This is a genomic window from Rhodococcus jostii RHA1, assembly GCF_000014565.1.
Taxonomy (GTDB): domain Bacteria; phylum Actinomycetota; class Actinomycetes; order Mycobacteriales; family Mycobacteriaceae; genus Rhodococcus_F; species Rhodococcus_F jostii_A.
Genome location: NC_008270.1, coordinates 158,817 through 172,478 on the forward strand (window position 1 = coordinate 158,817; position 13,662 = coordinate 172,478).

Below are 13,662 nucleotides of genomic sequence, written 5' to 3' on the forward strand. Positions count from 1 at the left end.
GCCCAAACTGTCCCAAATTTAGACAGACAGCAGCCGGAGACGCGCGGGAATCGACGTCCGCTGGTCCACCCCTTTCCCGAACCGCCCATGACGATCCCCCGCGCCGGGGTCCACGGCCTCCACGATGCCCAGTTCACACCCACCCACATACACAGCGATGCTGTGCACGCAACCGATCAGCCGACCACGCCGCCGGTTCCCGGCCGAGATAACCGGCATAGTCGTGCGCAGACCCCACAGGTCTTCCGGCCGGCAGGACTATTCGTGCGTCCAGGGAGATGGTGGCGATGAGGGGCTCGGGGAGAGACCGCCAGCCGGCGCAGCCCGTCGGCGGCAGGGTGTACACCCAGTGACACCCGCCCGCGCCGCGTCCCAGCCTGATCCGTCGGGGGCCCGAGAACCGGCACCATCGTCTCGAGCAGCTTCCCGGTTACGGCCGAATGCCCGGTGACCGCAGGGCGATCGGTAGTGACACTTCCGCCAAGCCACACCGTCAGCGTGAGGATCTCGGTGTCATCCTCCGAGATCTCGACCTGACGGAGCACCGGCCCTCACGGAATTCCTGTCCACGACGAACTTCGGCGAAACCCAATCCTTTCGGATGTGACGACGGTGACCTCCGGTGAACCACTCACTCCCGCGACCGTAACTGTTGCGCGTCATCGGTGCCGACTTTCCTCCTTCGCTTGGCGATCGTGACGGCATCCGCAACCTGCCGAGAAGAATCATTCTTCGCGGCACGGACGACCGTGACGCCGGGGATCCGCAGAAGACCGATCATCACGAGCTCACGCACCAGTTGGTGACGCAGGAGGGCGCCGTCGACCCTGAGACGACGGACCGACGATTCCAATCGCTGATCTCCTACTTCGTTCCTCACTCCGGGGCGCAGATACCGAGGGGTGGGCGTGCACAGCTCGCCGGACTGGTCGAGGACCGGCAGCGCACCACCACCCGGATGTCCGAAAATGGGACACCCCAACATCCGTATCGACGGTTAAAACTAGTCTCCGAAATACGGCAGCTGTGACGCGAGCCATAGGCGGCTCGACCGGACGATACGAGGAGCCTCGATGGAACGCCTGATCCCCGGCACAGTGGGCGTTGAGGTAGGCAACGACACACTGGCGCGCCGACCCGTCCCTTCCTGCCACGGATTGACGGAAACCGCACTGATCGGACGGCGCGGGCCGGCTGCTCCGAAATCACGTGCCGTCCGCATCGCGAACGGCCCGTGGTCCGGCGGGGTTGTCGTGGCCGGCGCCCTTTGTGAAGTCGCAGTGAGGCAAGCCGCCGATTCGCTATCGGTGCTCGGCTCTGACCTCGGTCACCGGAGGGAAGGCGGAGCACAGTCGATGGACAGCAGCCTCCGGGAAATGGTTCCCCTCGAGGAACATGCGTTCGTGCTCGTGTACGACGGTGGCAAGCCGGCGATGGAGAGCCCGTCCGCGTGCGCTCAGGTAGACGCGAACCTTGCGGCGATCCACCGAGTCGACCTCGCGATACACGGCTGCGGTGGACACCAGACGGTCGACGATGCGGGTCAGCGTCGCACCGTTCGCAGCGGTCCGGACAATCAGGTCCGCCATCGTCAAACCGCGCTCTCGAGCGAGCGACTCGAGCACCAACCAGTGATCGAGGGCAAGCCCGTGGGGTTTGAGTGCCGTGTCGATATCGGCAGCCAGGCGTCGAGACGCGCGGGTCAGCGACGCCGCCAGGGACTCCGGCCGATCCTCGTCCGGGATCTGTCTCTCCGCCATCTCGATCCTCCCCTTTAGCCCGAACTGCATTCATGACAAATACTTTCATTTGAGATGATATACGCACCCGAACGTACCCGGTCGTCAGACTGGACGATCGCGATGGTGGTGCCCCTGCAAGGGCCCGCCGGCCTTTTCGGGCCCTCGTGTGAGGCGATGAGCGAGCTGGTCGCCCGTGACCTGAACGACGCGGGCGGCATTCTGGGCCGCGAGGTCCGGATGGAGGTGGTGGACGGCGGTGGTGATCCCGCACGAGTTGCGGCCGAAGTGGGTGCGTTGGTCGATCAGGGACGCATCGATGCCGTCACCGGCTGGCACATTTCCTCCGTACGTCACACCCTCGCGCCCGTGCTCGCGGGCCGCGTTCCCTACGTCTATCCGGCATTGTACGAAGGCGGGGAACACCGACCTGGTGTCTACTGCAGCGGTGAAACGCCGCGACTGCAGATCGAACCCGCGTTGCGCTGGATGCGCGAACACATGGGAATGCGGAGGTGGTACGTGGTCGGCGACGACTACGTCTGGCCGCGCCGCTCCGCAGCGGCCGTGCACGCGTTCGCCGACGAAATCGGACTGGACATCGTCGGTCAGTCGTTCGTCAGTCTCGGTGGCCGAAACATCGGGCGCGTCGTCCGACACATCGCCGAGACCGAGTGCGATGGAGTGTGCATGCTCCTGGTCGGACAAGACGCTGTGGCCTTCAACCGGAGCTTCGCCCGCGCCGGCCTTCAGGACCGGCTGATCAGGTTCACACCCTTGATGGACGAGAACATGATGATCGCGAGCGGGCCCGGCGCGTTGGTGGGAATGTTCGCGGCCGCGTCCTACTTTCGGTCGAAGGTGGATACGAACTCGATGGCCCTGCTGGGCAGGTACGTCGACCTCCACGGGCCGGACGGCCCACCGATCACCGCCGTATCGGAGTCGTGTTACGAAGGCGGGCAGACTCTGGCGCACCTGATCGGTCGCGCCGGCAGCCCCTCGGTCGCCGCGATCGACGCTGCGCTCGACGGGACCGCGTACGAGGGCCCCCGCGGCACCGTCGAATTCAAAGGCCGCAGGGCGCATCAACCGGTACACCTGGCGGTCGCCAACGGGCTCGATTTCGACATCCTCACGACCTTATAGCCTGCACCGCTACCTGGCTGAATCTCTCGCAGCGAACGTCGCCACCGGCAGGCCGGTGATAGTCGGCGGTCTCGACGACGACTCACCCATCGGCGGGCCCCACGCATATCCGACGACGACGCCGGTCCCTGCCCGACCACATCGGGGCAGTGCATCGGCCCGCTCGCATCATCGTCACGATCCCGGCGCGGCGGGCCGCGCACTACGAAACAACCCAAAGGGGCGCCTATCCATTGACGGACATTCACCTACAGTATATTTTCAAATGAGAATGTTTCGGGCTCCACTCGCACGGACATCCACCTCGCGAATCGTAGCCGGAACATTCCCCACCCTGAGGGACGACGATGTCCGCACTCCCTCGATGACCAATCAGGAGAATCATGCGACACGGCGACATTTCATCCAACGACGACACCGTCGGTGTAGCAGTCATCAACTACAAGATGCCGCGGCTTCACAGCCGGGCCGAGGTGCTGGAGAACGCCTGCAAGATCGGCGAGATGGTCCGGGGCATCAAGTCCGGTTTGCCGGGCCTGGACCTGTTGATCTTTCCGGAATACTCCACGCACGGAATCATGTACGACCAGCAGGAGATGTTCGACACCGCGACAACGGTTCCCGGTCCCGAGACCGCGATCTTCTCCGCCGCGTGCCGCGACGCGGGCACCTGGGGTGTCTTCAGTATCACCGGCGAGCAACACCAGGATCATCCGAACAAACCCCCGTACAACACCCTCGTATTGATCAACGACCGCGGGGAAATCGTGCAGAAGTACCGAAAGATCCTGCCGTGGACTCCCATCGAGGGGTGGTACCCGGGCGGAGAGACGTACGTCGCCGACGGCCCGAAAGGCCTCAAAGTCTCGTTGATCGTGTGCGACGACGGCAACTACCCGGAAATCTGGCGGGACTGCGCCATGAAGGGCGCCGAGCTGATCGTGCGCAGTCAGGGCTACATGTACCCCGCCGCGGAACAGACCGTCCTGATGGCCAAAGCTATGGCTTGGGCCAATAATTCGTACGTCGCCGTCGCAAACGCCGCCGGTTTCGACGGTGTCTACACCTACTTCGGTCATTCCGCGATCATCGGGTTCGATGGCCGCACCTTGGGGGAGACGGGCGCGGAAGAATACGGGATTCAGTATGCGCAGCTGTCGATTCCGGAAATCCGGAACGCGCGCAGGCACGACCAATCCCAGAACCACCTGTTCAAGCTTCTGCACCGTGGGTACACCGGCGTTCACGCTGCCGGCGACGGCGACAAGGGCGTCGCTGATTGCCCGTTCGATTTCTACAAGCTGTGGGTCAACGATGCCCAGAAGGCGCAGGAATCGGTCGAAGCCTTCACCCGGGACACGATCGGCGTCGCCGAATGCCCGGTCGGCGACCTGCCCACCGACAACGTCTCGGAAGCCTGAGCGCGGCCGAGAAGGCCAACCGGAGAAGCCCCTGTCCCGCCAGACGTTTCGGTCGACCTCGACCGGAGCCGGATTGGGTGCCACCGGGTCCTGCCCAGGGCTTCCGAATGAACAGCCGCTGCACCCCGCAACGCATACCGGCCTGACCTGACTTCCGCCGTCACCGCCCGCGCAAGTTCACTTTCACTTTCGAGCAAAGGAAAAGATAGATGCCCGACCACGGACATGACCACGGCCACAACCACGACGCCTGTGACAGCGAATCGCTGGGGCTGACCACCGATCTATCTCGCATCGAGGCGCTGGTGACTCAGGGCGTGCACCGGATTGGGGACCACGAGGGCCCGTTCTCCCTGCACGTGCTCGGTCTGGGGAAGACCGGCGCCAACGTCATCGAGGAGATGATCGGCGCCCACGCAGACGTCGCCGCCGACACCGAGACGCCCTTCCATGCACTTGCCGTCGATATCGGGGACGCGGAACTCGTGGGAGTCAGGCACGCAGCCGAGGACGCCCCGGTCGACCGAGTGCACGTGCAGACCGTCAGCCTTCCGGCACCGGACAACAGCACCCTGTTCGCGGGGCTTCGGCGGTACCGGGAGTTCCTCAAGACGGAATACCCCCGCTACTACTGGAACCCGAACTACGAACCGTGGTTGCCCAACGATCTCGAAGTACCTTCCGCGGGGGCACACTTCCCGCGCGCCCTCGCCAAGGGAATCTATGGCATCGAGTACTACCAGGGCGGCCAGGTGACCTCCGCACTCGATTCCTTCGCCGAGTCGGTCCTGAACAGCACACAGACACCCCTGGTGTGCATCGTCTTCAGTCTCGCTGGCGGAACCGGTAGTGGCATTGTCGTCGAGCTGGCCCGGCATCTGTCGACGATTCGGCTGGGACGGCGGGCGTTGGTCCTGGGCATCGGTGTCCTGCCCTCGGACGGAGACCCGGTGGAGCTGCAGGACGGCCGCATGTTCACCACCATCAATGAGCTGGATTGCATGATCGACTCGGAAAAGAACAAGGGCGTCATGGCCGTGTGGGGCGACCTCTACAAGAACCCCTTCACCGCAGGGTTCTTCGCCGTGCCGCAGAACGCTGTCTACGAGCGCACAGGCGACATCCAGCAGACTCACACGGAAATCGACTGCGACCTCGCCGATTTCGTCCTACGTGATGGCGGAACTCATCTCTACGAGTCCATCAAGGCCCTGAACTGGCTGAACGTTCCTGCCAACGCCTGGCATCCGGCCACGCGCGGAGAACAAAGCGATCGGTGGATCAACCTGCTGAGCGTGGGAGCCGGTCCGGGTCAGGACATTGTCAGCGCCCGCGAACTAGCGGCCAGTGCCGTCCCCGACTTCGCCGAAGTCCGCGTCTTCGGAAAGGAGACGGACGACCAGGACGGCGACACGGCCGCCGGCGCACTCGCCGCGGTGGTCACCACGGCCGTGCGGCCCGGGAGCCTCGTCTTCCCGTCCAATGAAACACCCACCGTCAGCGCCTTCATCCCCCGCCTGAGCAAACTCGACATGGAATTCTTCGTCGCCAGCCGCGAAGTGTACGACTCCCTGGACTGGGAAGAAAAGCTGATGCGCCATGCGTGGCTGCTCGATCTGGGAGTGCTGTTGTGCGAGCCCTCCACCCGCTTCGAAGGCGTCGGCGGGGAATGCCTCCTCGGCTGTGCGTGCTGGGTGGTCGTACCGCACGCGGCCATCCGCGGAGAACTGGAACTGACCGAGACCACGCACTGAATCGCAGGGAAGATCACCATGACACTCGATTGGGACAATGTGCTCGAAAAGTACCGGGACGGAGCCGAGATCGACTCCCTCCCCGGCGCTGCCACACTGTCGGTCAGCGGCGCCGACCAGGAGAAAATCTATGTCAAACACCGCCTGTGGAAGGACTCACTGAGCCGCACCAATCTCGAGCGTGCGATCGAGATGGTTTCCGCGGGAACGATGACCCGAATCGCGGCCGACTTCATCGATCAGTACCGGACCATCATCGCCGACGAGCGGCCCACCACCGCGGCCACAGTGCTCAAAGACCTCGGCTACCTGGACTAAAGGACGATAAAATGGCACAACTTTCGATGTACCACAGCGCCACCGGAAAGCAATCCCCGCACTGCATCCACATCGTCGGCCTCGGCAAAGCGGGTGCGCAACTTATCGACTCCTTCCTCCGGACCGGCGAAGTCGAGGACCTCCTGGCCGACCCGCGCGCCCGGTTCACCGCGCTGGCGGTCGACATCGGCGAAGCGGACATGCGGCAGCTGCGGCAGTACGCGGACTCGTTCTACGCGCGACTCGCCGAACGCGGAATCCCCGCCGACCGGGCCCAGATCAAGACGGTCGCCCTCACCGTGCCCACCCCGCAGGAGCTAGCGGACAGCCTGCAGCGGTTCCCCACCTTCCTCGGCTCCGAATACCCCCGGTTCGGTGGGACACCCGATCACTTCGCGCCCTGGATCGAGACGGGAACGCCTTTCCCCACCGCCGAGAAGCGCTACGCCGCGCAGCTCGAGCAACCCGCCGAGAACGAGCACTTCCCGCGGGCTCTGGCCAAAGCGATATACGGGCGCGCCTACTACGACGGGGACCGGGCCCTCTACCGTGAACTCGCGGAGTTCGCCAGGAGCATCGACGACACCAAGCTCCCCTCGATGGTGCTCATGGCCTTCGGCATCGGGGGCGGCACCGGCAGCGGCATGGTAGTCGACCTGGCCCGACACCTGACCAACGGCCAGCTCGGCCGCCGGGTCCCGGTGATCGGTGTCGGTGTACTGCCCTGCACCGGCGATCCGGAGTACCAGCGGGGCGCGTCGGTGTACACCACGCTCAACGACATCGACTGCATGCTGGACGAGGCAAAGAACGAGCAGATCGTGTCCATCTGGGGAGACATGTACAAGAACCCCTTCACCGGCGGGTTTCTCGCCCTGCCTCAACAGCAATCGTGGGAACGCCTGCACCGCTACACCACCATCAAGCCCGGGGTGCGTCCCGAGGTTCGCCACCGGCAAGCCGTGCACGTCACCAACAAGTTCGTTGACGACTCGTTCGCCCGCTACGTCGTCCACGACTACGGCCGTGAACTCTTCCGGATCCTGCGGCCCGCCGGATTCACCGGCGCCCCACACGAGCGGATCAGCTACGGCGACCGGAACTGGACGATCTTCGACGTCGCGAAGCTGACGCACCCGGGAGTGCAAGTCCTGCCCGGCGAGCCGATCGGTAAGTGGCGCAAAGCTATCAATGACTGGATCGGGTACATCCCGCAATGGTGCGGGCTGCGGCCGGGATTCAAGACCGAGTACATCGAAGCCCACACCTTCGCCGCTCGCGCCAAATGGAATGCCACCCTGCAGAAAAAGCTCGAAGACACGCTCTCCGAGTTCCTCCTGCCCGGAGACAGCGGAACGCTCCGAACGACAGAGGGCGAGTTCTTCGACGAACTGACCCTCTACACGAACGTCATCATCACCGGGGCGGCCAAGGCCGATCTCACCGCCTTCACCGAAGCCCGTGACGCTTACGACGCGCTCTCCCCGAGCGAGCGTCTCAAAACCCACGCATGGCTGCTCGAGCTCGGCGTCATGCTATCCGAACCATCAGAACAGTTCGAAGGCCTGTGCGGCAAACCCCTTTCAGGGGCCACCGGATGGAAACTGGACATCTCCTACGCCGCGCTGCGCGGCGATGTCACAAGGTTCCCCACCGCGGTGCAGCTCACCACCGCAGCCATGGAAGCACCGGTCCAAACGGTAGTCCCCACACCGTAAACAAAGCCTTCCCCCGCGCACCCGCGTGGTCAGCGCACCCGCCCGGCGCAGTGCGCTACGGCCCGCGGCAATGCCCCCCGGGTTCCCGACAAGTCCCGGATCCACACACCTACACGGCTATTGACTAGGAGAAAATGCCATGGCCACACTCTCGGCAGGACAAGCATCGGCTTCGACGCCACCGCCGCCGCCACGATTCGTGAACACCGACTCGAGGCCTGCCGCCAGGCGATGGTGGCCCCACGTAACACCCCCCGATCCCTAACCGACATCGCAACCCAGTTCGGGTTCGTCGATCTGTCGGTCTTCAGCGGGGCATTCACAGCGACCCACGGCATCAGTCCGAGCCGGTACCGCGAACAACACCGATGATCGAGGCGTGAAAGTCGATCCGCCGAGCGCCGGCACGTCAGTAGTTACATCGGCGCTCCTGATGGGCGCTGCACATTCACGCCATCCGTTCAAGCATCGCGGACCACGACTCGTGGTACCGGATCGGCGGCCGGACAGGTCGCTGATCGCCCGCGAAGCGGACGATGGCGCTGAAAGTAAAAGTGACTGTCACTGAGGGTCAAGTGCTATGTATCGGCGGCTCCTATCCTTCGAAGACGCCCGAAGATCGAAATGATTCAGCGTCTGCCTGAATCACCAGCGGACTGCAAAGTAGTCCGTAGTGCCACAACATATCCGATCCGACGGAGCGATTCAGGCTGAGCGGCACCCCGGACCAGACGCCGACAGCCGTATCCACCCTCGCGGCCAGCGAACTATCGCTGTAGACACAAAGGACAACCATGGCGTCCGTAGCCCACTCGTTCACCACCCGATGGACCAGCGCCGAGCGATCGCGCCTCGCCGCGATCGTTGCGGCCATCGCCGTCCTGCACGTCCTCGGGTGGAGTCTCTACCTATGGCAGAGTGAAAACCTCGCGGCCGCCAGTGGCTTCGCGGGAGCAGGGACCCTCGCCTACATCCTCGGCATGCGTCACGCCTTCGACGCCGATCACATCGCCGCTATCGACGACACCACACGGCTGATGCTCGTGCGCGGACGACGGCCCGTCGGTGTCGGATTCTTCTTCGCGATGGGCCACAGCGCCGTCGTGCTGGTCCTCGCCGTTCTCGTCGCCTTCGCCGGCGACAACCTCAGCGACACCAGCCTGGACGGGATACGCAGCGTCGGCGGCACAATATCGATCCTGGTCGCGATCGGCTTCATCGCCCTCGTTGCCGCGCTCAACGCCGTCGTGTTGACCGGGCTGACCCGCCTGTGGCGCCAATATCGCGTCGGCATTCTTCGCGCCGAACAGATCGACCTGCAACTGCTGAACCGAGGTCTGGTCAACCGCGTTCTCGGCTCCCGCGCCCGCAACCTGATCAAGTCTTCCTGGCACATGGCGCCACTCGGCTTCCTCTTCGGGCTCGGTCTCGAGACCGCCAGCGAAGTCACCCTGCTGGCGCTGTCGGCGACGACCGCGGTCAACGGCGGCATGTCGTTCGCCGCTGTCCTGACCCTGCCGCTGCTGTTCGCGGCCGGCATGTCGATGATGGACACAGCCGACAGTCTGCTCATGACCCGGGCGTATTCGTGGGCCTACCGTAGCCCTGGCCGCCGCCTATACTACAACCTGGCCACCACCGCGATGACCGTCGTCATCGGACTGTTCGTGGCATCGGTCTACCTCGCCGGAGCACTCACCGACCACTTCGGAGTAACCACCGGCTGGATCGGCTGGTATGGCGCCCTCGCCGATCACTTCGAACTGTTCGGATACGTCATCGTCGGTCTCTTTGTTGCATCCTGGCTGGGCGCGGTGCTGCTCTGGAAACTGCACTACCACAAAGCCGAAGCCGAGCGCGCTCCCGATCCAACCATGTCAGCCTTCTGACCAGGAGAGCACCGGACCACCACCGAGGGTGCCGCTGACCGCACGATGACCACCCATCGGACCAACCAATCGCGCGGAGAGAGATTCGACCGCAACGCAACATGTCGAGGACAACGAGATCCCCGGCCTCGCGATCGTGTGCTCCCCGTTCGGAAGAACCGCCCGCGCCGAGACATTTTGCCGCACAGTCGGGGTGAGCCTCGTCGAGTATCGTGACCTGCTTCGGAATGCGATCGTCCATCAACTGCAGACGCGGTTCGCAAGAATCCCCCATCTCACCGGCGGAGCTGTTCTCCCTCGGTACTGACCGCTCTCACATGGCTGTTCTCGCGGGATCGAGAGTTCCTGTACACGCATCCGGACATCCTGGGCCCAGGTCATCGGGGTGCCGGGGGCGCGCGACGTACCCTCGCGTCGTCGCCGCCCGATCCCTCGCCCACGGCGCCCAACCCGATTCCCGGGGTCCGGCGCCGGATGTTCCGAGATGGCCTGGCGGAGGGCACAGGATCGCTGATCGGCGTGATGTGTCCGGCACCGTCCGGTGCTGCCATCGCCATAGCGGTGACGGACCGCTGTCGGGAGGCCAGGAATCGAGACCCGTCGGCGTCATGTGCGCCCGGCTCTCACCCGGGAAGCTCGGGGGAGTGAGCAGGATCACTCTTCGAGGCGCATTCGGGCGCGACTCGACGGGCGACCTCACGGAGCCGACGAGCGGCGGCCCGGCCGCGACGAACGGTCGAGGACGGCGGGCAGTGGCGAACACCGAATGTGATCCGGTGAACATCACGACCTTTCGGGGTGTTCACGTCACGTCGCCCACTCCTACACTGGCCGCCGTGAGCCTCCAGATCAGTGATCCCGCGTCCCCGGTGCAGTCGAGCCGGATTCGACACTCGGCCCTCCAGCAGAAGGTGACGTCGGCGGAGGAAGCGGTGAAGGCCATCGGTCCGGGGGACACCGTCGCTGTCAGCGGTTTCGCCAGTGCCGGGACACCCAAGGCGGTCATCCCGGCCTTGGCTGACCGGATTCACGCCGCCCGCGCGGCCGGCGCGAATTTCACCATCGACCTGCTGACCGGGGCGTCCGTGTCGACGGAGACCGAGAGGATGCTCACCGAGATCGACGGAATCGCCCTGCGGATGCCCTACCAGGCGGAATCCACGGCCCGGCAGAAGATCAACCAGGGGCGCATGGATTACGTCGACATCCACCTCTCGCACGTGGCCCAGCAGGTGTGGGAGGGCTACTACGGCGCGGTGAACGTCGCGGTCGTCGAAGTTTCCGGCATCACCGAGACCGGTGAGCTGATCCCCTCCGCGTCGGTCGGAAACAACAAGACCTGGCTCGACGTCGCGGAGAAAGTCATTCTCGAGGTCAACTCGTGGGTCCCGGACGCCATGGATGGTATCCACGACATCTACTACGGCACAGCCCTGCCCCCGCACCGCCGGCCGATCGAACTCACCGACGTCGAGGACCGCATCGGGCAACCGCACTACCGGGTGGACCCGGCCAAGGTTGTTGCGGTGGTGCAGACGAACGCCCCCGACAGTGCGAGCGCGCTGACCGCCCCGGATGCGGTCAGTGAGGCGATCGCGGCCCACGTGCTGGACTTCTTCGACCACGAGGTGAAGTGTGGCCGACTCCCGGAGAACACCCTGCTGCCACTGCAGGCGGGCATCGGAAACGTGGCCAATGCCGTACTCGGCGGACTCGAGCGCGGCCCGTATCGGGGTTTGACCTGCTATTCCGAGGTCATCCAGGACGGGATGCTGCACTTGATCAAGCACGGCACCGTCCGGTTTGCGTCGGCGACCGCGCTGGCACTCTCGGAGGCCGGGATCGAGGAGTTGACCTCCAACATCGACTTCTACCGGCAGCACATCCGGCTCCGTCCGCAGGAAATCAGCAACCACCCCGAGGTGGTCCGCCGACTGGGAATCATCGCGATGAACGGGATGCTGGAGGCCGACATCTACGGGAACGTCAATTCGACCCACGTGATGGGCACCAAAATCATGAACGGCATCGGCGGATCCGGGGACTTCGCGCGCAACGGGTACCTGTCGATGTTCCTCAGCCCGTCCACGGCGAAGAACGGAGCGATCTCGTCGATCGTCCCGATGACCCCGCACGTCGACCACACCGAGCACGACACCCAAGTGCTGGTGACCGAGCAGGGCCTCGCCGACCTGCGGGGGTTGTCGCCGCGTCGACGGGCACGGGTGATCATCGAGCGCTGCGCGCATCCGGAATTCCGGCCGCTGCTCACCGACTACATCGAGCGGGCGACGGCCACTGCGGGAGCCGGCCAGACGCCGCACCTGCTTGGGGAGGCGTTCTCGTTCCACCAGCGGTACCTGGAGTCCGGCTCGATGCGAGTCTAGGACGGTCACCTTCCCGCTCTCCCGTCGGGCGGTGGACCTTCCGGGGACTCGTCCGGGAGGGTCGGCGACGCGATCTGGGACCTGGTGGGCCCGATGGTCGAGGAGATTCGGATAGCGTACTGACGCAGGGTATGTGGACGCCCTGGGTTGTCGATCGGCCCGTCCACCTAGCGACATTCGGTGGCCCGCAAGAAGTCGGACAAAATCGACGCGCTGACGCTGGCTAACATACTGCGGACCGACGCACATGCTCATCGGCGGCTACCGGGCGATAGCGACCTCGCGCGGGCGATCGCGGTGCTCGCCCGCGCTGCTCAGGATGCAATCTGGCGGCGCACCAGGGCCACTCAAGAACTACGAGCCTTATTGCGTGAGTACTACCCGGGCTTGCTCGACGCCTTCGGGGACGGTGTGCACACCAACCTCGCCACCGTGGAAGCTAGAGCGATTCTGTCGGTGGCGCCGACGCCCGAGCAGGGCGCGAGGTTGACCAAGAGCCGTATCCTTGCGGTGTTGCGTCGGGCGGGGCGGCAGCGGCGCCTCGATGACGCCGCGGCTCGAATCCAGGACGCGCTGCGCCGCCGGCAACTGCGCCAGCCACCCTTGGTGGAGCAGGCGATGGGGCGCCAGGCTCGCGCCCTCGTCGCGACGCTGGACGCCGAGTGCAAGAACGCGCAGGAACTCAATGAGGCTGCGTCCGAATCATTTCGGCAGCCCCCTGGCCATGCGGTCATCACAAGCTTTCCGGGACTTGCCGACGTCACCGGTGCCCGGGTGCTGGCCGAGATCGGCGACGACCGCGACCGCTTTGCCGACGCACGTGGGCTGAAGGCATTTGCTGGGTCGGCACCGGTCACGCGCGCATCGGGGCGCAGTATCGCAGTCACTCACCGCCACGTGAAATACAACCGGCTCGCCGCGGTCGGGGTTGTCTGGGCATTCGTCGCCGCCGGCCGAGGAAGGTGCAGCCCGCGCGTACTACCTTGCCCGGCGCGAACATGGTGATCGCCACGCGGCTGCACTCCGGCATCTGTTCAACCGTACGCTCGGTCAGCTCGATCAGTGCCTGCAAACCGATCAGAAGTACGACGCGATCAAAGCATTTCCCTGTCACGGAACAACGCCAGAGCCTGCCGCCGCTTGACCCGATAACAAGATCGGAGGTCTATCAGCGGTCCGTCGACGCCACCACACCCGGCGACACCACCCCCCGGATCATGCGTGAGACAGGGGCAAGGAGTCATACCGGGTCTGGCGACCGTAGCCCTTCTGTGAAGGACCGTAAAT

The 13,662-nt window shown here is 64.7% G+C and carries 10 protein-coding genes and 1 pseudogene; 9 read left to right on the forward strand and 2 right to left on the reverse strand.

Features of this window, described 5'->3' with window-relative positions:
• Positions 1 to 631 precede the first annotated feature (631 nt).
• Both RHA1_RS50055 and RHA1_RS41515 read right to left on the reverse strand, forming a co-directional pair.
• Entirely contained in the window at positions 632 to 853 is a 222-nt protein-coding gene (locus RHA1_RS50055) for a hypothetical protein (RefSeq protein WP_016880374.1), read from the reverse strand.
• A 448-nt stretch (positions 854 to 1,301) separates the two neighbouring features.
• Positions 1,302 to 1,760, reverse strand: coding sequence for a MarR family winged helix-turn-helix transcriptional regulator (locus RHA1_RS41515; RefSeq protein ID WP_011600027.1), 459 nt, complete (start codon positions 1,758 to 1,760; stop codon positions 1,302 to 1,304).
• Between the two features lie 54 nt (positions 1,761 to 1,814).
• Here RHA1_RS41515 and RHA1_RS41520 point away from each other — a divergent pair, with 54 nt between their 5' ends.
• From RHA1_RS41520 to RHA1_RS41560, 9 genes and pseudogenes are all read left to right on the forward strand, one after another.
• Positions 1,815 to 2,888 (forward strand): substrate-binding domain-containing protein, encoded by a 1,074-nt coding sequence (locus RHA1_RS41520; protein WP_011600028.1) that lies wholly within the window; start codon positions 1,815 to 1,817, stop codon positions 2,886 to 2,888.
• Between the two features lie 383 nt (positions 2,889 to 3,271).
• Positions 3,272 to 4,309, forward strand: a complete 1,038-nt coding sequence (locus RHA1_RS41525; RefSeq protein ID WP_011600029.1) for an aliphatic amidase — start codon at positions 3,272 to 3,274, stop codon at positions 4,307 to 4,309.
• A 209-nt stretch (positions 4,310 to 4,518) separates the two neighbouring features.
• Positions 4,519 to 6,063: an FtsZ/tubulin family protein gene (locus RHA1_RS41530; RefSeq protein ID WP_011600030.1), complete on the forward strand. Its 1,545-nt coding sequence runs from the start codon at positions 4,519 to 4,521 to the stop codon at positions 6,061 to 6,063.
• 18 nt (positions 6,064 to 6,081) lie between these two features.
• Positions 6,082 to 6,381, forward strand: coding sequence for a hypothetical protein (locus RHA1_RS41535; protein ID WP_011600031.1), 300 nt, complete (start codon positions 6,082 to 6,084; stop codon positions 6,379 to 6,381).
• Between the two features lie 11 nt (positions 6,382 to 6,392).
• Complete coding sequence (locus RHA1_RS41540; RefSeq protein ID WP_011600032.1) at positions 6,393 to 8,099, forward strand: hypothetical protein; 1,707 nt, start codon at positions 6,393 to 6,395, stop codon at positions 8,097 to 8,099.
• A 120-nt stretch (positions 8,100 to 8,219) separates the two neighbouring features.
• Complete coding sequence (locus tag RHA1_RS53070) at positions 8,220 to 8,471, forward strand: helix-turn-helix domain-containing protein (protein ID WP_011600033.1); 252 nt, start codon at positions 8,220 to 8,222, stop codon at positions 8,469 to 8,471.
• 422 nt (positions 8,472 to 8,893) lie between these two features.
• Positions 8,894 to 9,988: a HoxN/HupN/NixA family nickel/cobalt transporter gene (locus RHA1_RS41550; RefSeq protein ID WP_011600034.1), complete on the forward strand. Its 1,095-nt coding sequence runs from the start codon at positions 8,894 to 8,896 to the stop codon at positions 9,986 to 9,988.
• Between the two features lie 869 nt (positions 9,989 to 10,857).
• Positions 10,858 to 12,375 carry a succinyl-CoA:acetate CoA-transferase ScpC gene (scpC, locus tag RHA1_RS41555; RefSeq protein ID WP_029537820.1) on the forward strand — a complete coding sequence of 506 codons (1,518 nt, stop codon included), beginning with the start codon at positions 10,858 to 10,860 and terminating at the stop codon, positions 12,373 to 12,375.
• Positions 12,376 to 12,546: 171 nt separating this feature from the next.
• Positions 12,547 to 13,519: pseudogene (locus RHA1_RS41560) on the forward strand (IS110 family transposase); the annotation flags it as partial.
• Between the last annotated feature and the right edge of the window lie 143 nt (positions 13,520 to 13,662).

What these genes read in the sequence shown, in the direction of transcription:
- RHA1_RS41515 (WP_011600027.1), bottom strand. Translation starts at nt 1,760, where the DNA reads ATGGCGGAGAGACAGATCCCGGACGAGGATCGGCCGGAGTCCCTGGCG.
- RHA1_RS41520 (WP_011600028.1), top strand. Translation starts at nt 1,815, where the DNA reads ATGATATACGCACCCGAACGTACCCGGTCGTCAGACTGGACGATCGCG.
- RHA1_RS41525 (WP_011600029.1), top strand. Translation starts at nt 3,272, where the DNA reads ATGCGACACGGCGACATTTCATCCAACGACGACACCGTCGGTGTAGCA.
- RHA1_RS41530 (WP_011600030.1), top strand. Translation starts at nt 4,519, where the DNA reads ATGCCCGACCACGGACATGACCACGGCCACAACCACGACGCCTGTGAC.
- RHA1_RS41535 (WP_011600031.1), top strand. Translation starts at nt 6,082, where the DNA reads ATGACACTCGATTGGGACAATGTGCTCGAAAAGTACCGGGACGGAGCC.
- RHA1_RS41540 (WP_011600032.1), top strand. Translation starts at nt 6,393, where the DNA reads ATGGCACAACTTTCGATGTACCACAGCGCCACCGGAAAGCAATCCCCG.
- RHA1_RS41550 (WP_011600034.1), top strand. Translation starts at nt 8,894, where the DNA reads ATGGCGTCCGTAGCCCACTCGTTCACCACCCGATGGACCAGCGCCGAG.